This is a genomic window from Streptomyces sp. NPDC030995 (genome assembly GCF_055571215.1).
Map to the genome: position 1 here is coordinate 66,750 of NZ_JBVIFS010000019.1, position 22,236 is coordinate 88,985.

17 protein-coding genes are annotated in these 22,236 nt (G+C 71.6%); 9 read left to right on the forward strand and 8 right to left on the reverse strand.

Going from position 1 to position 22,236, the window contains the following annotated elements:
- Positions 1-127: 127 nt before the first annotated feature.
- From ACZ45T_RS25865 to ACZ45T_RS25880, 4 genes are all read right to left on the reverse strand, one after another.
- The gene (locus ACZ45T_RS25865; RefSeq protein WP_468445187.1) at positions 128-1,747 is read right to left on the reverse strand and encodes a cellulase family glycosylhydrolase; all 1,620 of its coding nucleotides are present in this window, start codon (positions 1,745-1,747) and stop codon (positions 128-130) included.
- Positions 1,748-1,954: 207 nt separating this feature from the next.
- On the reverse strand, positions 1,955-2,338 hold the full coding sequence (locus tag ACZ45T_RS25870; RefSeq protein WP_468445189.1) for a VOC family protein: 384 nt from the start codon (positions 2,336-2,338) through the stop codon (positions 1,955-1,957).
- A gap of 165 nt (positions 2,339-2,503) precedes the next feature.
- A complete protein-coding gene (locus ACZ45T_RS25875; RefSeq protein WP_468445191.1) occupies positions 2,504-3,004 on the reverse strand; it encodes a GNAT family N-acetyltransferase in 501 nt (166 codons plus the stop codon).
- Between the two features lie 30 nt (positions 3,005-3,034).
- Complete coding sequence (locus ACZ45T_RS25880) at positions 3,035-3,589, reverse strand: YbaK/EbsC family protein (RefSeq protein ID WP_468445193.1); 555 nt, start codon at positions 3,587-3,589, stop codon at positions 3,035-3,037.
- Between the two features lie 151 nt (positions 3,590-3,740).
- Here ACZ45T_RS25880 and ACZ45T_RS25885 point away from each other — a divergent pair, with 151 nt between their 5' ends.
- The 9 genes from ACZ45T_RS25885 (at position 3,741) to ACZ45T_RS25925 (ending at position 13,426) form a co-directional block, all read left to right on the forward strand.
- Positions 3,741-4,064 carry a hypothetical protein gene (locus ACZ45T_RS25885; protein WP_468445195.1) on the forward strand — a complete coding sequence of 108 codons (324 nt, stop codon included), beginning with the start codon at positions 3,741-3,743 and terminating at the stop codon, positions 4,062-4,064.
- Complete coding sequence (locus ACZ45T_RS25890; protein WP_468445197.1) at positions 4,064-4,999, forward strand: ATP-grasp domain-containing protein; 936 nt, start codon at positions 4,064-4,066, stop codon at positions 4,997-4,999. The genes ACZ45T_RS25885 and ACZ45T_RS25890 overlap by 1 nt, the downstream gene beginning before the upstream one ends.
- 231 nt (positions 5,000-5,230) lie before the next feature.
- Entirely contained in the window at positions 5,231-6,223 is a 993-nt protein-coding gene (locus ACZ45T_RS25895; protein ID WP_468445199.1) for a 3-oxoacyl-ACP synthase III family protein, read from the forward strand.
- Between the two features lie 68 nt (positions 6,224-6,291).
- On the forward strand, positions 6,292-9,297 hold the full coding sequence (locus ACZ45T_RS25900) for an AfsR/SARP family transcriptional regulator (RefSeq protein ID WP_468445201.1): 3,006 nt from the start codon (positions 6,292-6,294) through the stop codon (positions 9,295-9,297).
- Positions 9,298-9,407: 110 nt separating this feature from the next.
- Positions 9,408-10,688, forward strand: coding sequence for a CHAP domain-containing protein (locus ACZ45T_RS25905; protein ID WP_468445203.1), 1,281 nt, complete (start codon positions 9,408-9,410; stop codon positions 10,686-10,688).
- A 453-nt stretch (positions 10,689-11,141) separates the two neighbouring features.
- Entirely contained in the window at positions 11,142-11,591 is a 450-nt protein-coding gene (locus ACZ45T_RS25910) for a hypothetical protein (protein ID WP_468445205.1), read from the forward strand.
- A 94-nt stretch (positions 11,592-11,685) separates the two neighbouring features.
- Positions 11,686-12,153, forward strand: coding sequence for a hypothetical protein (locus ACZ45T_RS25915; RefSeq protein ID WP_468445207.1), 468 nt, complete (start codon positions 11,686-11,688; stop codon positions 12,151-12,153).
- A 157-nt stretch (positions 12,154-12,310) separates the two neighbouring features.
- Positions 12,311-12,892 carry a hypothetical protein gene (locus ACZ45T_RS25920; protein WP_468445209.1) on the forward strand — a complete coding sequence of 194 codons (582 nt, stop codon included), beginning with the start codon at positions 12,311-12,313 and terminating at the stop codon, positions 12,890-12,892.
- A 177-nt stretch (positions 12,893-13,069) separates the two neighbouring features.
- A complete protein-coding gene (locus ACZ45T_RS25925) occupies positions 13,070-13,426 on the forward strand; it encodes a hypothetical protein (RefSeq protein WP_468445211.1) in 357 nt (118 codons plus the stop codon).
- Between the two features lie 170 nt (positions 13,427-13,596).
- Here the strand turns inward: ACZ45T_RS25925 and ACZ45T_RS25930 are convergent, their stop codons facing one another.
- The 4 genes from ACZ45T_RS25930 to ACZ45T_RS25945 all read right to left on the reverse strand — a co-directional run bounded on the left by ACZ45T_RS25930 (position 13,597) and on the right by ACZ45T_RS25945 (position 22,098).
- Positions 13,597-13,839, reverse strand: coding sequence for a response regulator transcription factor (locus ACZ45T_RS25930; protein WP_468445213.1), 243 nt, complete (start codon positions 13,837-13,839; stop codon positions 13,597-13,599).
- A gap of 210 nt (positions 13,840-14,049) precedes the next feature.
- A complete protein-coding gene (locus tag ACZ45T_RS25935; protein WP_468445215.1) occupies positions 14,050-16,497 on the reverse strand; it encodes a SpoIIE family protein phosphatase in 2,448 nt (815 codons plus the stop codon).
- 117 nt (positions 16,498-16,614) lie between these two features.
- Positions 16,615-17,259: a 4'-phosphopantetheinyl transferase family protein gene (locus ACZ45T_RS25940; RefSeq protein ID WP_468445217.1), complete on the reverse strand. Its 645-nt coding sequence runs from the start codon at positions 17,257-17,259 to the stop codon at positions 16,615-16,617.
- A gap of 12 nt (positions 17,260-17,271) precedes the next feature.
- Positions 17,272-22,098, reverse strand: coding sequence for an aminotransferase class I/II-fold pyridoxal phosphate-dependent enzyme (locus tag ACZ45T_RS25945; protein WP_468445219.1), 4,827 nt, complete (start codon positions 22,096-22,098; stop codon positions 17,272-17,274).
- Positions 22,099-22,236 lie beyond the last annotated feature (138 nt).

Genomic DNA, 22,236 nt, shown 5'->3' on the forward strand with positions numbered 1-22,236 from the left:
TCGGTCGGGTGACGGACACAGGGAGGCTAGGGAGGCCCGGCGAGCGTGGCATGAACGGGAGTTGAACCTGCTGCGACCGCCACCCGCGGAGCTGCCGAGGGCGCTCGGCGGGTGGCGGCCGGGTGGGTCAGCCGGTGGGGAAGCTGTCTGCGGTGCGGATGCGGTCGCGGATCCAGACCCCGGCGGGCTTGAGCGAACCGGTGCCGGTCCACGGGCCGTTGCTGTCGCAGGTGCCCGTCTTGAAGACCGCGCCGGTGCGGTTGTCGTCGGAGAAGTTCCAGTTGGTCCAGCTGATCTTCTTGGCCGCCATCAGATCGAGGTACCTCTGCGTCATGGTGAAGTCGTTGCTGCCCTCACCCGCGTAGTTCTGCGTGCCGAACTCGGTGACGAACACGGGGATCCGGTCGGCGGCTCGGGAGAGCGTGTCCAGGTACTCCTCGCGGTGCGAGTACGCGTAGAAGTGGAACGTGTACATGATGTTGGAGGCGTTCACCTGGTTGTTGACGACCTCGGTCTCATCGCCTCCCTCGGAGACGCCGAAGGAGGACCAGGCGCGGGTGCCGACGAGGACCGGGGCGTCGGAGTCGATGGTCCGGATGACAGGGATGATCTGCTCCGCGTACGACTTGATCTTGGACCAGGCCACGCCGCTCGGCTCGTTGGCGATCTCGTAGAAGATGTTGTTCTTGCCCTTGTGGCGGTTCGCGATCGCGGTGAAGAACGTCTTGGCCCGGGCCAGGTTGTAGTTCGGGTCACCCGGATCGAGCATGTGCCAGTCGACGATCACGTACATGCCGCGGGCGGTCGCCTGCTCGATGAGGGAGTGGGCGAGGTCGGTGTACTTCTGCGGGTCGCTCTCGTAGCCGTCCTCCTGGACGTACGTGGAGACGCGCAGGACGTCCGCGTTCCAGTCCTTGGCGAGGGCGTCGAGCGAACCGCCGGTGAGGCAGTTCGCGTACCACTGCGTCCCGTGGGTGCTCATGCCGCGCAGCTGGATGGGCTTGCCGTACTGGTTGCAGAGCTTGGTGCCGCAGACGGCGAGCCGGCCGTTGACGCCGACGGGAGTGGCGCCCGGTAGCGGGGGAGTGGACCCGGTGTCGACGGTGAGGTGGTCGACGTTGGGACCGCCGCTCGCGGTCGTGGCGGTGGCCCGGATGGTGTTGGCGCCCGCCTTGAGGGCGGTGGTCAGGCCGGTGGTGGCCCAGGTGGTCCAGGCTCCGGTGCCGTTGAACGCCTTGTTCGTGGCGACGGCCGTGCCGTTGACCGTGATGGTCATCGGGCGGTTGGCCGTGGTGCCGTTGGCGTAGCGCAGGTTGATCGTGGCGTCGGCGGCCTGGGCGGCATTGACCGTCCACTCGACGTAACCGCCGTTGATGTTGTCGTAGTTGACGAACCCGCTGCCGGTGAATCCGGCATGGTTCGACTCGGCCGCACCTTGCGAGATGACGGCGCTCTCGGCTTCGTGGGTGACGGGGGCGGCGACCGCGGCCCCGGGGGCTGTGATGAGGGCCGTGAGCAGGGCGCCGGCGAGGGTTGCGGCTCCGGCGAGGGCGGCCGGGCGAACGCGTGGGGGTCTCAAGGTGTCTCCGTCCCATTGACGATCCGGCGATCGTAAGGAAACTTTCCTAATGGAAGGGAATAGCAGCGTCCGCCCTGGGCGCACAAGGCTCTGAACACAGATTCCGCGCAGCGGTCGGTCTACGGCGAGGGCGCGGGCGCGGTGGCGCTCTGCGGCCGAGCAGGACACGGGACTCCGGAGCCCGGCGTCGGGCCCCGGTGGAGTGCACGCTGGGCGCGGGCGGGCTCGGTGAGTGCACGTGGCAGTGGCGGGCGCGCCGGCCGGGCCGAGCGGCGTGAGGTCATACCGCCGCGGTGCCCGGCTGGGCGTCCGCGCGTTCGAGGGCCCTGTTCGAGTGACGGGCTCCTGTTCGAGCTGGCTGCGTAACCCTGCCGCCTACGCCTCGCTCACCTGGAGCACGGAGAGGATGTTGCCCGCGGGGTCCTTGAACCAGGCGATCGGGGGGCCTTCGTCCTGGTCGCGGGCGATCCCCTTCGCGTCCTGCCCGAAGCCCTCGTAGCGCTCGAAGGTCACGCCGCGGGCGACCAGGCCGTCGACGGCCTGGTCGATGTCGGGCACCGGGAAGTTCAGCACGGTGAATGTCGCGGGGGCGTGGCTCTCCTTGGGGTACAGGAGGACGTCATTGCCGCCGTGGAGGTGCAGGAACAACATCCCGTGGTCCTCGGAGACCCGTAGCCCGAGGGTTGAGCCGTAGAAATCCTTCACGTTCTCGATCGTGTCGACCGAGAAGCCACTGAAAGCCTTGCTGCTGCCCAGCATGGTCCGCTCCCTTCCCACCCGCCCGGCTTCGGCCGCAGACGGCCCCGCACGGTCCATCGTCCCTCCGATCCGGGGCACGCGCACGGCCGCCACGGATCACCGGCCCAAGGCCTTCCGCGGCCGTCGGCGAGTGACGCGGTCGTGGCCGGCCGCGACCGTGGCCGCTCACACGGCGCGCTCCATGCACACCAGCTGATCCCGGGCGTCCCATGACTCGGTGACGGTGAAACCGAGCCGCTCGTAGAGGGCGATGGCCCCCACCCGCCACTTCCACACCGACAGCCGTACCGTACGGACGCCGCTGGCCACGGCCTGCTCGAGCGCGGAGCCGATCAGGTGGGAGGCGATCCCCCGGCCCCGGAAGGCCGGGTCCGTCCAGAGCCTTTTGACCTCTGCGTGCCCGGCCACGGGGGCGGTCAACACCAGGCACCCCACCGTGGCGCCCCCGCTCAGGGCCACCATCACGACATCGTCGACGAACGCGGACCGCGGATCCGAGATCTCCGCCCGGTAGCGGTCCGGCAACCCGTTCACGTCGGCCACGGCCTCGCCCTTCTCCCCCTCCGTCTGCAGGTGGTAGGCCGCCAGCAGCTCGGCCAACCCCTTCTCTGCGGCAGGGCTTTGGCCTGGCCAGTGGGCGATGACAACCTCGCGTCGATCAGTCATGCCGCCAGCATCACACGGCCCGGACAGGACCTAGCCGGCGAGGCCGTCGATCACCTCTGCGCCGGGGAGCTCGGCGAACAGCTTGCCGGGGGCGATGAGCTTGCCGCGGCGACGGCCGCTGCCGATCAGTACGTACGGCATGTCGACGACCGCCCGGTCCACCAGCAGCGGCCAGTCCACCGGGAGACCGATCGGGGTGATGCCGCCGTACTCCATGCCCGTCCGCTCCACCGCCGTCTCCATCGGGGCGAAGGACACCTTGCGCGCACCGAGCCGACGGCGCACCGCGCCGTTGACGTCGGCGCGGGCGCCGGAGGGGATCACGCAGGCGGCGAGCGCGGTCTCGCCGCCCCGGCGGGCGGCGACGATCACGCAGTTCGCCGACTGCCCGAGGAGCTCCTGCCCGTAGTGCTCGACGAAGGCGGCGGTGTCGGCGATGGCGGGATCGGTGTCGATGTGGACGATCTGCTCGGCGGGGACGCTGCCGTGCCAGGAGCGGATCGCGTCGGCCACCGGCCCGATCAGCTCGTCGAGACAGTCGGGAGCGGGGCGGGCCTCGTCGAAGGGGCCGATGGGAGCGCGCATGCCCGCCATTCTGCACCGCGGTGGAAGGACGGCCGTGCACGGTGCACCGGATTCCGGTTCGCCCCCCGCCCTTCCTTGCCGGAGACCGTACGGCCAAGGAAGTTGAATCTGGCCCTAGTTCAGGATGCGGCGGCGAGCTCACGGTGCTGTGATGAAGGGAAATGATGGACCAACCAAGGCAGCAGCGGAGATGGTCGCGATGGCTTCCTTCAAGCTCGGAGAGCCCGTTGAAAAGGAGCGGAAGGGACTGACGAAGTTCTCCTCCGCGGCCGCGTCGGCGGCGCCCCCCGTCGTCCTGCGTGTCCAACCCGAGTCCTACATCCGCCTGGAGGCCCCGGAAGACCTGCGTGCGTGGGAGGAGGGCGTTCGCGCCACGACGGGCCTCAAGATCGATGCCAGCGACATGGCGGGCTCGGCGTCCGAGTCGTGCTCCTGCGGTTGCAGTGATGACTGCTGCGTGGACTGTCCCGAGTAATGATCCTCACCGTATCGATCAAGGACGACCTCCACGCACTCGCCATCCGGGAGGCCGCTGCCCGCCGCCACTACAGGCCCTTCCACGTCGTCGAATGCGACCGGATCAGCGGGCAGCCCAGCCTCAGCTGGAGTTCACACGGGGACTCGCCCGCCACGGTGCTGACCTCCGAAGGGATCGCGGTACCGCTGGAGGACGTCCAGGTGCTGTGGTGGCGGAGGATGAGGGCGAACCAGCAGACATCCGCCGACGCGGCGAGCGACCACGCGCGACGACTGGTCAACAACGACTGCCGCGGAGCGCTCGGAGGCATGCTGGCGGCCGCCTTCGCCGGCCGGTGGGTGTCGCCCCCGGAGGCGACCGACCGCGCGGCGGACAAGCTGTACCAGCTCGCCGTGGCACGCGAGGAAGGCTTCCGGGTGCCGCGCACCCTGGTGTCGCAGTCGCGCCAGGAGGTGATCGAGTTCGTCCGCCGCACCGGCCGGGTCATCGTCAAACCGGTGCTGGGGGCCAGCGGGCCGCTGATGTTCACCCAGTACCTCGACGACCCGTCCTCGATTCCCGAAGAGTCCTTCCAGGTGTGCCCCGCCGTCTACCAGGAGTACGTTCCCGGGCGCCGTCACGTCCGGCTCAACTGCTTCGGTGAGGACATGTGCGCGGCCCTCATCGAAACGGACAGCCTCGACTGGCGCCCCGACCTGAACGTCCCCATCTCCAAGTGGGAGGTCCCGGAACCACTGGCCCGGCGGGTCACGGCGGTCCTGCGGCGGCTCGGCCTGCGCATGGGGATCATCGACATCAAACTGACGCCGGACGGCGAACCGGTGTGGCTGGAGGTCAACCCCCAGGGGCAGTTCCTCTTCCTGGAGCCCCTCCTGGGCGAACCGCTGGCCGACCGCTTCCTGGACTTCCTCATCTCGGAGGCCGCCGTCTGACCGGCGGGCCATGCTCCGCCTTGGCGCCTTGGCGCCTTGGCGCCTTGGCGCCTTGGCGCCTCGGCGAGGAGGCGCCGCACCTGCGCGCCGCCTCGGTCGTTGGTCACTGGATGCCGGTGGCGCGCACGGCGCCCCGGCCGCCCGGAGATCACGAGGGAACCTGATGGCGTTGGCATGCGCATGGGCAGAGCATCGGTCGGAGCACGGTGTGGTGAGGGGCCGGGTCGCCGCATGAGTGCCTTCAGCCGTATCGCGCAGGTCGCTGTGCACCTGCCCGCCGGCCGGCAGACCTCCCAGGCCATCGAGGACCGGCTGCGCGAGCACAGTCCGGGCCTACGGGTTCCGCCTCGGCTGCTGCGGCGGCTGTACGGCCTTGAGGAGCGGGTCGTCGCAGATGACGGCGACCTGCCGTCCGACCTGGCCGCACGCGCCGTCGACCGCGTTCTGAAGCAAGCTCACGTGGAGCCGGGTGACGTCGACCTGCTGCTGTTCGCCGCTGTCAGCGCCGACGTCCAAGAACCCGCCAACGGCCACCTCGTGGCGGCCAAGACCGGTCTCACCTGCCCGGTGTTCGATGTCTCCAATGCCTGCAACAGCGTCCTGAACGCGTTGGAGGTCGCCGACGCCTTCATCCGCTGCGGCCGGTACCGCAGGGTCCTCATCGCGTGCGGGGAGGTCCTGAGCCGGCTCAGCCGCTGGACGCTCAGCCCGCAGGAGCTGGTCACCGGCCTTGCCTCCCTGACCGGCGGAGACATGGGCGCCGCCCTGCTCGTCGAAGCCGCCGACACTCCGGGGATCGTCGCCAGCGCCTTCATGGCGAACTCCGCGGGCTGGCCGGCCGCGGCCCTGTTCAACCCCCACCAGGCTCCGGGCCGGCCGGTCGGACTCCACATCGACTCCGAGCAGCTGTTCGCCTCCTTCCTCGGACTGGACACCCAGGCCAGGCAGTGGCTGAAGGAGCAGCACGCCGATCCCGGCGACTTCCCCCTGGTCTGCATCCACCAGCCGTCGGTCCCCTTCGTCCGCGTGATCTGCGAACGCCTGGGTGTCCGGGCGGACGCTGTCGTGCCCGCCTTCCGCAACGCCGGCAACATGGGCGCCGGGTCGCTCCCCCTCCAGCTCGCCCTCGCCAGAGATCAGGGCCGCCTGGGCCCGGGCACGAAGACAGCGGTCTTCGGCCTGGCCAGCGGCGCCAGCAGCGGCGTCATGTTGATCGACTGGTAGCGGCGGGGCCGCGCACCCGCCTCGTAGACTCCCTGCGGCATTGACACCGCTGATTCGGGGGGAATCCGATGGAGTTCCGGCTGCTCGGGCCGGTCGAGGCGTGGCGCGAGGGGCAGCGGCTCACGCTGGGCGGGCCGAAGCCCCGTGCCCTGCTCGCCGCCCTCCTGCTCCAGCGCGGCCGGGTCGTGTCCGTGGACCGGCTGGTGGATCAGGTGTGGGACGAGGAACCACCGCCCACCGCAAGGGCGTTGATCCAGACCTACGTGTCGTCTCTGCGGCGCGCGGTGGGCGACGTGCTCCAAACCCGCGCGCCCGGGTACGTCATCCACGTACCGGCCGATGCCCTGGACCTGGCGGTCTTCGAACGACTCGCCGCGCACGGACGGGAGGCACTCGCCGCAGGCGAGGCGGAGCGAGCCGCAGGGCTGCTGCGCTCCGCACTGAACCTGTGGTGCGGTGCGCCGCTGGGCGGAATCGGTGAGGCGCTACGGGCGGAGGCCCACCGTCTGGACGAACTGCGGCTGGCCGCGCTGGAGGAAAGGGCCGCCGCCGACCTGACTCTCGGCCGCACGGCCGAGCTGCTCGGGGAGCTTCCCGCACTGGTCGCCGACGCGCCCCTGCGCGAGCGCCTGCGGGGCCAGCTGATCACCGCCCTGTACCGAGTGGGTCGTCAGGCGGACGCGCTCGCGACCTACCACGAGGGGCGCCGGCTGCTCGCCAACGAGCTCGGCATCGATCCCAGCCCCGAACTGCGCCGCCTCTACGAGTCGATCGTGCGGGCCGACCCCGAACTCGCGGCGCCCCCGGGCAAGGAGCACGCCCCCGTATCCCTGCCCTCGGTGAAACCGGCCCAGTTGCCATCGGCCGTCGCGGACTTCATCGGCCGCGCCGAAGCGCTGGGCGCGCTCGTCGACGGGCTCACCACCTCGGGTTCGCTCTGGCTGGTGTCCGGCTGCGGCGGGGTGGGAAAGTCGGCGCTCGCCCTTCAGGCGGCCCACCAGCTGGTGGCCGCCTACCCGGACGGCCAGCTCTACACGCACCTGCGGGGCACCGTCGGGCCCGCGGCGCTGCCCACCGAGGTGATCGCCGGATTCCTCCGTGCCCTCGGGACACCGGACAGCGCCGTACCGGACCGGCTGGAGGACCGGATCGGTATGTTCCGCAGCCTGCTGAGCGGTCGTCGGATGCTACTGGTCCTGGACGACGCCGGCGACGAGGCCCAGGTGCGGCCGCTGCTGCCGGGCAGCCCCTCCTGCGGCGTCCTGGTGACCAGCCGCAACCGGTTGGCGGGGCTCGCCGCCGTGTCCAGGGTCGAACTGGACGTCCTCGCCGACGCGGAGGCCGTGGAACTGCTGGCACGCATCGCCGGCGCGGACCGGGTCGCCGCCGAGCCCGGCGCGGCCGCCGAAGTGGCCCGGCTGTGCGGCAACCTGCCGCTCGCCGTGCGCATCTCGGGAGCACGGCTGACCACCCGCCGCCATTGGCGTCTCTCGACCTTCCTGGGCCGGCTGGCCGACGAGCGCCGCCGCCTGAACGAACTTCGGGCCGGGGACCTGGAAGTCCGTACGAGCTTCGGCCTCAGCTACGACGCCCTGGACGACCAGGCGCGCCTCACCTTCGCCCGGCTCGGCCTCCTCGGCGTCTCGGAGTTCGCGGGATGGCTGGTGGCAGCGCTGCTCGACGTACCGGAACCGGTGGCCGAGGACGTGTGCGAACGGCTGATAGACGCTCAACTCCTGGAGCCCCTCGCCTGCCGCGTGGACGCCGGGCAGCTCCGGTACCGGATGCACGATCTGCTCCGGGTCTACGCCGCCGAGCAGGCGGAGGAGACCCAGCCGGCCGCCGTACGGTCCGCCGCCATGGGGCGGGTGCTGGGAGGCTGGCTGTGGCTCGTCAGGCAGGCCATGGCCGTCCACCCGTCGGGCGCGGTGCAGCCGGCCGCCACGTCGAGCGGGGCGGCCCGGCCCGTCGCTCCCGAGGCGGCCGCGCCGGCGCTGGCCGATCCCCTGGCCTGGTTCGCCACCGAGGAGCCGACGCTGATCGCCTCGGTCGAGCGGGCCGCCGCGATGGATCTCGACGCGGCCGCGTGTGAACTCGCCGCCGCGCTCGCCGCCTCGGCCTTCGCGGTCGGCAACCGGTTCGAACAGTGGGGCCGTGTCCACACCGCGGCACTGTCCGCCGCGCGCCGGGCGGGCAACCTGTCCGGCGAGGCCACGGTGCTGGCCGGACTCGGGCAGCTGCGCTACGAGGAGGACCGGTACGCCGACGCCGAGCGGTACTTCGCGCAGGCCCTTCCCCTGTTCGACGAGGTCGGTGACGCGCGGGGCGTGGCCACGGTCCTCGCCGGCCTCGGTTCGGCGAACCGGGAACGCGGCCGGTTCGCGGCCGCGAGGTCCCAGCTGGGGCGTGCGCGCGAGAGCTTCCGGGCGCTCGGTGATGACGCGGGCATCGGGCACACGGCTCGGCTCGGCGCCTCCGTGCACCTGGAGCAGGGCGACTTCCCCGCAGCGCACGCGCTGCTGGACGAATCGTCCGCGGCCTACCGCAGGATCGGCAGCATCCGGGGAGAGGCCCTGGCGCTGCGCGCGCGAGGGCTCGTACACCGAGCCGCGGGGGAGTACCGGCAGGCCGCCGAACTGTGCGCGGTGGCCGCCGGTCAGTTCCGCGGGATCGGTGACCGCCTGATGGCCGCATACGCCGATCAGGCCCTGGTCAAGGCGCTGATCAGGCTCGGCGACACGGACGGGACGCGCGGCACGCTGGCCGCCGCCCTCCGGGAATGCCGTGACCACACGGATCCGCTGGGTGAGGGCCTGGTGCTGCGGACCCTGGGTGAGCTGTCGCTCGCCGAAGGACGGCTCGACCAGGCCGTACGGGAACTCGACGCGGCCGTCCGGATCTGGGACGGCCTCGGCCTGCCCCTGTTCTGCGCACGGGCCGGCCGTGACCTGGCAGCCGTACACGAGGCCAACGGCGACCACGAGAAGGCCGCCGAGCTCCGCTCCGACGCGCTGCGCGTCTTCGCCGCGTTCGGCGCGCGCGAGTACGGCGAACTGTCCCGGCCCACCCCCTAGGCCTCCGGACGGCTTCGGCTGCTCTTGCAGGGGATTTACAGAGGCGTCGTCCAGTCTCTCCGCGGGTGCCAGAAGCGCCGCATCCAGCCGTCCACCCGAGGAGTCCGAACGTGAAATCAACCCTGATCCGCCGTATCGGCGTCGCCATGGCGGGTCTGTGCCTCGCCGCCGCCGCGCAGGTGGCGGCGATACCCTCCGCGCAAGCCGCCAGTGCTTCGGACATCGCCGCCGTCGCCAACCAGGAGGCGACCCAGCCGCACACGTGCTCGTACTACGGCAACTGCCCCGGCGGCGGCTGGTGCGCGGTGTTCGCGAGATGGGTCTGGGAGCGCGCCGGGGTGTCCGACCTGACCGGGCTGGACATCAGCGCCGTGGACTTCTACAAGTACGGGGCGGCCAAGGGCACCGTCAGCCAGGTCCCGCACGTCGGCGACGCGGTCGTCTACAACCTGAACTCCGGTGGCAGCTATGCCGACCACGTGAACATCGTGGTGGGTGTCTCCGGTGACACCGTCACCACGGTGGGCGGCAACGAGAGCAACACCGTGCAGCGCACCACATGGAACTGGCGGACCGGCGTGAACGCGGGCGGTCAGCGCGCGAGCGCGTACATCTCCCCCTTGGGCCTGGGCTCCGCCGTGCACGAGGTGAGCGGCCTGTCCACGGGCTGGTCGGACGGTACGGTGACCGGCGCGTCCTCGACCGAAGTCAGCGCGATCATGTGGAACGACTCCCGCACGGTCTACTCGATCCAGAACGGCCAGCTGCACGAGCGCAGCGCCGCCTCCGGGTGGGGCGACGGCCACATCCCCACGAGCGCCCCGGTGAGCGCGGTCTCCGCGATCGTCCACAACGGCGTGCGGCTGGTGTACGTCGTGGAGAACGGCCGGCTGCACGAGCTGGACGGCGGCAATGGCTGGGCCGAGGGCTACATCCCCACCTCGGGGCCGGTCACGGCGGTGTCCGCGATCAGCATCAACGGCAGCCGGCTCGTCTACGTCGTCGAGAACGGCGTGGTCCACGAGATCAACGGCGGCGCCGGATGGTCGGACTCGCCCATCACCACGACGAGCTCCGTGACGGAGGTGTCGGCCGTCAACCACGGGGGATCCCGTCTTCTGTACACCATCCAGAACGGCACCGTTCACGAGGTCAACGGCGCCGCAGGCTGGTCCAACGCCCAGGTCTCGCCGGCCCAGGCCACCACCGTGTCCGCCGTCAGCCACAACGGCGTGCGCCTCGTCTACGCGGTGGAGAGCGACGCACGCCTCCACGAGCTCGACGGCGGCAACGGCTGGGCCGACGGTGTCGTCATGCCCCAGCGCGTCGGTGCCGGCTCCGTGGCGGCCCTGAGCGACAACGGCATGCGCCGGGTCTACACCCTCCAGTGATCCGGCGTCCCGGCGGGGACTGATCACACGTTCGGGCCCCACCGCGGCAGCGGTGGGGCCCGAACCCGTGCGCCGCCCGGTCTTTTATCCCGGGCTTGGACAGGTGTCAAGTCCCGAGTTTCCGGAACGTGACCCTGGTGTGCCGGTCGGGCTTACTGGTGATGCGGGCCTCACCGGAAACGAAATGAGGCAGCAGGGGAGAGACGGAACACCTTTCCAAGGGGTTCTTTCCCTCACCGATATCACCGCATCGTCCCGAATTCCCGGGGCACCCAATGATTCACCTAAATCGGTTGGAGAAAAGTCATGAACCGCAAGATTCACACCAACAACGTTGTCCGTCCGCACCGTCGGGGCTTCCGATTCGCGACGCTGATCGCTTCGGCCGCCGTGGTTGCGGGAGGGGTCGTCCTTCCGGCGTCCATGGCAAGCGCGGCTCCGATGCCCGCCCACGTGGCTACTGCTCTCCCGGCCGCCGGTGGCGCCGGAGGTGACGGTGGCGCCGGCGGTGGCGGCATCATCGGCGGCGGTGGTGGCTCCGGCGGCTCCGGTGGGGGCAGCGTTCTGGGCACCGGCGGCAAGGGCGGCAACGGCGGCGCCGGCGGGAACGGCGTCCTCGTCGGAGGCGGCGGCGGCGGTGGCGGCGGTGGCGGTGAAGGCGTCATCGGCGGCGACGGCGGCAAGGGCGGCAACGGCGGCTCCGGCCTGTTCGGCGGCAACGCCGGCAACGGCGGCGGCGGCGGTGACGGCCTCCTGAAGGGCGGCAACGGCGGCAAGGGCGGCAACGGCGGCTTCGGCGTCTTCCAGGGCGGCAACGGCGGCAAGGGCGGCCTGGGCGGCTTCGGCGGGCTCTTCGGTGGGACCGGCGGCGGCGGCGGCGCCGGAGGCGGCAGCATCTTCTGACCCGCACCCGGCTGGACGGGGTGGAGGCCTTCCGGGCCTCCACCCCCCACTCCCCACCCCCACCCCCACATGCTTACGAATACGGAGAAACCCCATGTTCACGACTACCTGGCAGCGCCCGATCATCCTGGCGGCGGCCTCACTGGCTCTCGTCACGGGCACGGCGTGCGCCGCGCAAGCTTCGCAGTCCCACACCCCGACCGGCATCAGCTCCTCGGCCCTGGCCGACCAGCCCTCGCACTGCATCCCCGGTGGCGCAGGCGGCGAAGGCGGGAAGGGCGGAGAAGGCGGCAAGGGCGGCGAGCCCGGTCAGCCGGGGCAGCCCGGCAAGCCCGGCCGCTCGGGTTGCCTCCGGTTCGAGGACCTGCCCGACAAGTCGAAGTCGGAGCTTTCGGTGGTGGACAAGGTACGCATCGTGATCACCCTGCTGGCCGACGACTCGGACGAGACGAAGGAGAAGATCGCCAAGAAGTACAAGATCTCGCACGAGGAGCTCGACACCTGGAAGCGGCAGTACATGGAGGGCGACTGGTTCGCCCTGATGAGTCTCACCACCACCTGAGGCACGAAAGCGGGCAGGCAGGGTGCGACGGAAAGGGTCAAGGAACGGGTGCCCCGGCCCTCTACAGGCCGGGGCACCCGCTGTTTTCCGGCACCGTTTTCACCGACACCCGAATTCCGTCCAGCGGACCAGCAATTTCTCGGCAAGGGAGAATCTCATGCGTATGCGCTCTTGGAAGTTCCGTGCAGGTCTCGTCATCTCGACGACTCTGATCGGTGCCGGTGCGATGGTGCCGGCCGCCACGGCAGCGCCGACGCTGCCGAACCACGTGGCCGCGGCACCCGCCGGCCAGCATCAGGGCCCCGCCTACGGCGGCGGTGACAGCCGGCCGGGCGGGAGCCGGTTCGGCAGCGGCGCGGTGCTCGGCGGCGTCAAGGTGGGCAACGGCAGTGTCCGCGTAGGGGACGGCGTGTGTGCGGGCAACTGCACCGGATCGGTCAACGGCACGAACGGCGGCAAGGGCGGGATCTGCGCCGGGCTGTGCAACGGCAGCGCGAACGGCGGCAACGGCACCACTGGCCAGCCGGGCGGCGACGGCACCAATGGCGGCAAGGGTGGGATCTGTGCCGGCGTGTGCAGCGGCAGCGCCAACGGCGGCAACGGAGGCAACGGCGGGGCCGCGCTGCCCGGCGGCGATGGCGGCACCGGCGGCCGCGGCGGCGATGGCGGCATCTGCGTCGGCGTCGGCTGCCAGACCAGCGGTCAGGGCGGCCGCGGCGGCAACGGCGGCGCCGGCTGACCCCCCCCACCGGCTCCACATCCCGGCCGAAGGCCGGCGGCGAACTCGCCGCCGGCCTCTTGCCTGCCCGGCATGCCCATCAAAGAACAGGCCCGGTGCTCGGCGACGGGGTGAGCTGTTCGCAGCCACGCGCGTGCCGTACTGGAGCAGCCCTGTCGCCTGCGCGAGCGTGGTGCCATGGTGATGTGGATCCGCACATATGACGAGGCCCGAGGGCTGTGGCAGTACTTCGAGGGTGATGAGGAGGGGTGGGTTCTTCGGCAAGTGGACCTGCGAGGCGATAACGGCACGCCGGTGACCGCCGCTTCCCTGGAGGAGGTTCTCCGGCTTCAGGAGCGCGCGGACATCGCCACTATGAGCCGGTATGAGCAGCGGTACGGCCTCGTCGGCGAGGGCAGGCTCACGGGATGGGAGGACGCGCCGCGCGCCGGCGCGATCTCGGCCGGGGAGTTCGAGAGGGTGTGGCTGGACGCCCGGCGGATGCTGGGTGCCACCGCACCGCCCCCGGACACGGACACGGACACGGACAGGTGACGGCCGCCCCCGCGCCCGTCCGGTGCTACCTAGTACGACCGGCGGCCTCCCGTGATCGGGAGGCGGCCGGTCGTACTGGTGGGAGGGGGCAACGACAAGCGCGGGGATCCACCGTTCAAGGTGGATCCCCGCGCTTCCGCGGCCCGCCGGGCGGGTTCCAGGTCGTGTGGTCAGAGTCCCAGGGAGATGGCCAGCCGGGTCAGTTCCGCCGTGCTGTGGATGCCCAGCTTGGCCCGGATGCGGCGCAGATAGGCGTCGACCGTGTGCTTGGAGAGCCCCATGTTGCGGGCCGCCTGCAGGTACGTGCACCCTGCGGCGATGTGTCCCAGTGCCTCCTGCTCACGCGGAGCCAGCGCAGGTGCGGTCTCGGTTGCGGGGGCTTCGGCCTGCGGTGCGATGAGTGTGAGGCTCATGGGATTCCCTCCGACGAATCGGTTCGGTCATCAGTGCTCACGCCCTCGGAAGCAGGGGACATATCCCTGAATGTCGCGGTATGTCCTTGATAAAGAGCCTGTCCGCCCGACTTCATGGCCGTGTCCGCCGACTGTCACAGGCGTGTCACAGGGAACGCCCGCACGCCCCTCTAACGCCCGCACGCCCCTCTAACGCCCGCACGCCCCTCTTCAGAACCCGACGAGGGACTGCTCGGCCCAGATGGTCTTGCCGATGGGGGCATGCCGGGTGCCCCAGCGCTGGGTGAGCTGGGCGACCAGCATCAGGCCCCGCCCTCCCTCGTCGAAGGTCCGGGCACGCCGCATGTGCGGGGCGGTGTTGCTCGCGTCGGAGACCTCGCAGATCAGGGTGGTGTTCTCGTGAATCAGCCGTAGCTGGATGGGCGGCTGGCCGTAGCGGATGGCATTGGTGACCAGTTCGCTGACCACCAGCTCGGTGACGAAGGCGGCCTCGTCGAGCCCCCAGACCGTCAGCTGGTCGGTGGCCTGCCGACGGGCGTCGGCGACGACGGAGGGGTCGGAGGACAGGTCCCAGATGACGACCTTGTCGGCATGCAGGGCCCGGGTCCGGGCGACGAGCAGGGCGACGTCGTCATCGGGACGGTGGCTCAGCATGGTCGTCAGTACGCGGTCGCAGACCGTCTCCAGCGTGGCGGCCGGACGGGCGAGGGCCGCGAACATGCTGTCCAGGGCCTCGTCGATGTCATGGTCGCGGGCTTGCAGCAGACCGTCGGTGTACAGGGCGAGGATGCTGCCCTCGGGAAGCTCGACCTCGATGGTCTCGAAGGGGAGGCCCCCCAGGCCCAGCGGCGGTCCGGCCGGGACGTCGAGGAGGTACACGGAGCCTTCGGGGGAGACCACGGCGGGCGGGGGGTGCCCGGCCCGGGCGACGGTGCAGCGGCTGGTGACCGGGTCGTAGACCACGTACAGGCAGGTGGTGCCGATACCCCCGGCGGATTCCCCGGCGGCCTCCCGGTCGGCCTCGTCGGCGGACAGGTGGATGATCAGGTCGTCGAGGTGGGTGAGCAGCTCGTCGGGCGGCAGGTCGACGTCGGCCAGCGTGCGTACGGCGGTGCGCAGCCGGCCCATGGTGGCGGAGGCGCGGATGCCGTGGCCGACGACATCGCCCACGACCAGGGCCACCCGGGCGCCGGACAGCGGGATCACGTCGAACCAGTCGCCGCCGACCCCCGCCTCGGTACCTGCGGGCAGGTAGCGGGAAGCGATCTCCAGCGCCGACTGATTCGGCAGCGTGTGCGGCAGCAGGCTGCGCTGGAGCGTCATGGTGCTGGTGTGCTCCCGCGCGTGCCGGCCGGCCTTGTGGATGCCGGCGGCCGCCCTGGCCGTGATCTCCTCCGCCAGCCGCAGGTCCTCCGGCTGGAAGGCCTCCCGGTGGGCCTGGCGGCTGAAGACGGCCAAGCCGAGAGTGGTGCCGCCGGCACGCAGCGGCACCATCATCATCGAGTGGGTCCCGTACTCGCTGATCCAGCCGGCCCCGGGGTCCTGGGCCGCCCATCGGGCGATGGCCGGCTCGGACGTCCCGTACACGGCGCCGCGGCCCGCGGTCAGACACTCCACGGGAGGCGACTGCGGCGGATACACGGTCGTCTCTCCGACCCCGACACGGGACTCCGGGCTTCCCCCGACGATCGACCGCACCGCGGTGCGGCACACGGTGATCGGCCCTTCGGCCGGGCCGGAGGACGGCTCGTCGCCGCGCGGGAGCGGTTCCAGCAGGTCGACGACCGCGAAGTCGGCGAGCCGGGGGACGGCGGCCGCGGCCAGTTCCTCCGCGGTGCGGGTGCTGTCCGCGGTGGTGCCGACGGGGGCGTCGGCGAGGTCCGGCAGGACCATCTGCTGCTGATCGACCTGGATCCCGGTCCTGTCGTGCGCGGCCAGGCACACGGCGCGCACCCGGCCGTCCGGGTCCCGCAACGGGGCCAGCGAGGTCGCCCAGCCGTGCTCCGCGCCCGCACCCCTGAAGTGGACGAAGGCATCCACGTACTGCGGCTCACCGCTCTCCAACGCCAGGCGCATCCCCCGCTCGGTCTCGTCGCTCACGGGATCCGGCGCGATGTCCCGCAGACGCAGGCCGCGCATCTCCGCCTCCGTGAGGCCGAGCGTGCGTTCCATGCCGGCGTTCGCCCGCACGAGCCGCAGGTCGGTGTCGAAGATCGCCAGGAAGCAGGGGGACTGGGTGAACGTCCAATCCGGCAGCGCTTCGCCCCAGGCCGCACGCGCCTCGCCCGCCACGGCGGACACCACGGACCACTCGGCGGTCCCGTCGGTGGACGTCGAGCGGTGCGCGAGCAGTGCCAGTTCGAGGCGCCGGCCGTCGCGGTGCCGTAGCGCCACCGTGCCGTTCCACCGCTCCTGCCCGGGCGGCGGGATCCGCCGCACCGTAGCGCCGACGCCATCGGCGAGCAGGCGGGCGGCGGGCAGTCCCACGACCTCGGAGGGCACGTAGCCGAGGAGTCGACGGGCATCCTCACCCCACTCGGTCACGATGCCCTGCTCGCTGATGGTGGCCGTGGCCGTGTACGGCGGCTCATGGGAGGCGTTCGTCTCCTCCGGTGTCTCCTGCGGCCGCTCACCAGGAGAGGTGGGAAGTTGCTCCATCGCCGCTCATCTCACCCTCGCTAGTTCCTTTGCCGCTGTTCCTACGGCAACCTGCACGGCCGGGGGCTCCACTGACAAGCATGATCCGGCAGGGCAAGGAGCACCAATGCAGTGCTGTCACGGCTCCGCGAGGACGAGGGCGAGGACCGCGCCCCCCGCCTGCCACACCATCGCGCGGCGCCCCCCGCTCAGTACGGGCGGCCGCAGGCCGAGGATCACGACGCGGCGCGGAGCGGCGCCGAAGATGCCGCTCCGGTCGGCCTTGACCGCGGATTCCTTCAGCGCCCAGGCGCCGGCCATGGCATCGGCCCGGTCCGTCCCGATGAGGGAGAGCTCCGCGGGGGAGAGGACGTGGTCAGCGACGCGGCGCACCGCGGCTGCCGAGGCGGTCTCGCACAGGTCCACTCCGACCGGTTCCGGTGCGAGGGCCGCGGCGACGTGGCCTGCGGTGTGGCTGATGGAGACGTTCACGGCGGGCATCGGGCTGCCGCCGACGACGACGCAGGGGCTGCCGTCCTCCCTGGGGAGGATCTCCACGTCGCTCGCCGGGACGGCGACGACCTCGCCGACCAGGCGCTTGGCGAGCAGACGGCCGGCCAGCCACTCGCGCTGCCGCCAGGCCGGCAGCGCCTGGACCACACGCTGTTCGGCCGGTGAGAGAGCCGGTACCTCTTGGAGGTCGGGGCGCCGGGCCACGATGAGGGCGGCTCCGCCCCATCGGTGGACGTCGCCCGGCGCGATCGACGGGAAGGGGGTGTGCATGGCGGCGGGGGGTCAGGCGGCGGCGAGGGCCGGGTCCAGGCGCCGCAGCTCGCACTCCAGCGCGGTCACCGCCTGACGGATCTGGTCGGGAGTGTGGTCACAGGTGATGAAGAACCGCAGCCGGGCCATCTCCTCGGGTACTGCCGGGTAGAGGATGGGATTGACGCTGATGCCCTGCTGGAACAGGGCCTCCGCCAGTCGCAGGGCCTTCAGCGAGTCCCCGACGATGCACGGGACGATCGGTGTGTCGTGACTGTCCCCGATGTCGATGCCCGCATCGCGTGCGAGGCGGACGAACAGGGCGGCGTTCTGCGCAAGACGGGTCACGCGCTGCGGCTCGGCACGCAGCACTCGCAGGGCGGTCAGGGACGCGGCGGTGTCGGCCGGGGTCATTCCGGCGCTGTAGACGAAGCCGGGAACGGTGTAGCGCAGGTACTCGACGACCGAGCGCTTCCCGGCGACATAGCCACCGCAGCTCGCCAGTGCCTTCGACAGCGTGCCCGACCACAGGTCGACGGCCGAGCGGTCGACGCCGAAGTGCTCGCCGATGCCGCGCCCCGTCGCGCCGGTCGTGCCGATGCTGTGCGCCTCGTCGATCATCAGCAGCGCGCCGTGCCGGCGCTTGACCTGGACCAGGGCGGGCAGGTCGGCGATGTCGCCGTCCATGCTGTACACGCCCTCGATGACCACGAGCACCCGCCGGTACTGGTGGCGGACCTGCGTGAGGATGGCGTCGAGCGCGGCTGCGTCGTTGTGGGGGAACGGCCGCCGGGTCGCTCCGGAGAGCTTGCATCCCTGCAGGATGCTGTCGTGGGCGAGGGAGTCGTGGATGACGAGGTCCCCGGGTCCGACGAGGTGCCCGATCACGGTGACGTTGGTGGCGTGCCCGTTGGCCAGGGTGACCGCGGCTTCGCATCCGAGGAGGTCGGCGAGTTCCGTCTCGAGTTCCAGGTGGAGCGGACGGCTGCCGGACAGCAGCCGGCTGGCGGACACCGACGTGCCACAGCGCTCGATCGCCTCCTTGGCCGCCTCGTTCACCCGAGGGTGCGTCGCCATGCCCAGGTAGTTGTAGCTGGAGAACGAGAGGAGTTCCCGGCCGTCGATGACGGTCGTGTCCGTCATACCGCCCTCGTGGACGAGGAAGTACGGATTGGGCAGCCCCATCCGGGCGATCGAGGCGACGCGCTCGCCGTGGGCGGTGACCTCCGGGAAGCACTCGATCCGCGTGTGCTCCTCGGGCTGCGGGGTGGTGGCGGAGCCGTCCGCGTCAGGCAGGTCCGTACGCGGGTCCGTACGCGGGTCGGCGGGCGGCGGGTCGGCGGGCGGTGAGGGCGGGCTTTCATCGCTGTGGACCGCCCGTGGTCCGGGGACCGCTGCCGGTACGGCGTCCGCGGAGCCGTTCGCGATCAGCGCGGCGATCCTCCCGACGGTCGGCCGGTCGGCGATCGTCTCGTCGAACATCCACCGCGGCCACTGCCGCTTGATGGAGGTGAACAGGTCGGTGAGCATCAGCGAATCGAAACCGAGGTCGTCGATCAGCAGCTGGTCGTTGCGCAGATGGCTCACCGGAAACGCGCTGATCCGGGCGACGTGCGCGAGTACGGCGTCGGTGACCTCGTCGATGCTCCCGATCAGCGAGGGTTCCTTGTCGGCCGCTGCGCGAGAAGCGGGCGAGGGGGCCGGGGCAGCGGGGTCGGGCACGGCCGGGGAAGCGGGCACGGGTGCGGTTTCGGCGGCCGGCGGAGCGGTGACCCGTGCGGCGGCGGGCGGAGCGGGAACCTGTGCGGCGGTCGCCGGGGCGGTGACCTGTGCGGCAGGGCTCGGTTCGCTGAGCGCCGCGCCGAGGCGGGTGAGCAGGGTGACCTGCTGCTGAACCAGCTGGAGCAGTTCGTTCATGTGGTCGTTCACCGGGTGGTTCACGGGGGCGTTCATCGAAGTCTCCTGGGACGGTACGGGCTGGGGCAGTACGGGCTGGGGCGTGAGGGCGGACGCGGACGCGTCGTTCTTCGCGGGGCGCCTGCCCGGCACCCAGTAGGACTGGGTTTCGAGCCTCGCCACCGGCAGGTCCAGCAGACGGCGGTCTTCCACGGGAACCAGGGCGCGCGGGTCGACCGGGGCGCCCAGGACCGCGAGCCGGGCGAGGGCCCGTACGAAGGCGCGTCCACTGTCCGGCGCCTCCCCTCCGGCGGGGATGACGTGAACGTCGCCGTGGCCGGTGAGGTTGCGGCGGACCGAGGTGAGGAGCGAGCTGCCGCCGGTCACCTGGAGGAAGACGCGGGCCCCCTGGTCGTAGGCGGTGCGGACGGCATCGCCGAAGTGGACCGGCGTGGACGCGTGCCGGGCCCACAGCTCGCGCAGGCGGTCGGGATCGGTGCAGACCTCCGCGTTCACGGACGAGACGAACGGCAGGACGGGACTGCTGATGCGGCGGTTCGCGAGGTCCGCGCGCATGGTCTCCTCGGCGGAGGCCAGCCGCGGCGAGTGGAAGGCGTTGGACACCTCCAGCGTCACCGTGACGATCCCGGCCTCGGCGCAGGCCTGCCGCATGGCGGCGAGCCCTTGCGGCGTGCCGCTGACCACGACCTGCCGCGGCTGGTTGAAGCAGGCGAGCCACACGTCGTCGATGCCGTCGGTGAGCCGGCGGCAGGTCTCCTTGTCGCTCTGCACGGCGAGCATCCCGCCCCCGAGGCCGGTCTCGGCCTGCCGCAGGGCCGCGCCGCGGCGGGTCAGCAGCCGGATGGTGTCCTCGTCGGTGAGTGCTCCGGCCGCCGCGGCCGCGGCGAACTCTCCGACGCTGTGGCCGAGGGCGAGGTCGGGGGTGATGCCGCAGTCGGCGAGGAAACGGGTGGAGGCCGTCTGGACGGTACCGAGCAGCGGCTGGCACACATCGGTGGCGGCGATCCGCTGCCTGAGTTCCTCGGGGTCGCGATGGGGGGTGGCGGCCTGGCCGTACAGCAGATCGGTGAGGTCGAGACCGGTGTCCTTCCGAGCCACTGCGCTCAGGACGTCGACGGCCGCCCGGAAGCCGGTGAACCTCTCGTAGAGGTCCCGCATCACGGCCGGCTGCTGACTGCCCTGACCGGGGAAGAGGAAGGCGATGCGGCGCTGCTCGGCGGGCAGGGGAGCGGCGGCGGCGAAGGCGCCGTCGCCGAGGTCGCCCGTGGCACCGTCGGCGAGCTGCCGGCGTGCGTGGCGCAGCCGCTCGGTGAATTCCGTCGTGTCGGCGGCCACGATCGCGAGGCGGGCCGTCATCGGCTTGCGCGCGCCCAGGGTGTGGGCCAGTGCCGTGATCGGCGGGCGGTCCGCCGTGTCGAGTCCGTCGAGTACGTCGAGTACGGCGCCGATGTGCTCGTCCAGCAGTCCGGGATTGCCGGCCGACAGCAGGACGAGCTGGGGTCCGGCCGCTTCGGCGCGTACGGGGAGGGGGCCGGCGGCGGCCCGGGCCGGCCGCTCCTCCAGAACCACGTGGACGTTCGTGCCGCCGAAGCCGAACGAGCTGACGGCGGCACGCCGCGGAGCGCCCGTGCTCGGCCAGGGCCGCGCGGTGTCGGCGAAGCGCAGGCCCGCGGCGGAGATGCCCAGGTCCGGGTGGGGGGTGGTCTCCGGCTGCGGGACGATCGTGCGGTGGTGGACGACGAGGGCCGTCTTGATCAGTCCCGCGATGCCCGCCGCGGACAGGGCGTGCCCGATGAGGGCCTTGCCCGAGCCGAGGTAGCACAGGCTGGGGTCGTCGTCGGGGAACTCGGTGCGCAGCCGGCGCAGCGCCTCGACCTCGGCACGGTCGCCCGCGGCGGTGCCGGTGCCGTGGGCCTCGAGGAAGCCCACGGAGGAGGGGGCAACGCCCGCGTCGTCGTAGGCCCGGTGCATGGCGCGCAGCTGGCCCTCGGCGGTCGGGACGAGGGGTCCGGGAGACGCGCCGTCGTTGGCCGATCCGATGCCCTTGATCACCGCGTAGACACGGTCGCCGTCGGCGAGCGCGTCGGCCAGCGGCCGTATGACGACGACACCGGCGCCTTCGCCGAGGACGAAGCCGTCGGCCCCCTCGTCGAACGGGCGGCACACCCCGGTGGCGGACAGCGCGCGGAGCCTGGAGAAGCCGACCAGGCTGTCGGGAGTGAGGTTGAGGTACACGCCGCCGACGACGGCGATCCGGCAGGTGCCCTGGCGCAGGTGGGCGATCGCCTGGTCGAGGGCGACCAGGGAGCCGGAGCAGGCGGCGTCGACGGTGAAGCTGGGGCCCCCGAGGTCGAACTGCCGGCTGACGGTGCCGGACGCCATGTTGAGAAGGCTCCCGGGCAGGGTGAAGGCATCGACGGTGCCGAGCCGGCCTGCCTGCTCCTTGGCCGCGTCGAGGCCACCGGGGCGGTCCGCCGCGTCCCGCTCGTCGGACTCGTCGGACTCGTCGGAGTCGTCGGCCAGGGTGATGGCCCGGATGGGGGCCGTCATCAGGTCCTTGTAGTCGGACACCGATATTCCGAAGAAGACCCCGGTGTTCTCCCGGTCGAAGTCGCCGCGGCCCAGCCCCGCGTCGTCGAGGGCCTCGCGCGAGACGTCCAGCATCAGCCGGTGCTGCGGGTCCATGGCCCGGGCCCGAGCCGGCGGCACCCCGTAGTGCAGGGCGTCGAAGCGGTCCACCTGCTCCAGGAAGGCGACCTGGTCGGTGTACGCGGCATTGGGGGCGGACCGGTCGCCGGGTGCGTGGAAGGTCTCGTGGTTCCAGCGCTCCGCCGGGACGGCCGAGAACTGCCGTTCGCCGCTCATCAGGAGCTTCCAGTACGCGTGGATGTCGGGGGCGCCGGGGAAGCGGCATCCGAGTCCGGTGATCGCGATGTCGGTCATGAGGAGTCTTCCTTGTCCTGGTGCCCTGGGCGGACAGCAACCGGGGCGGCGGGGTGGGACGAGCGCCACGCGGTCGGCACGGCTGGAATTCCACCGTGCCCGGACAAGGGAGGAGGCCGTAGCCCCGGCTATTCGTAA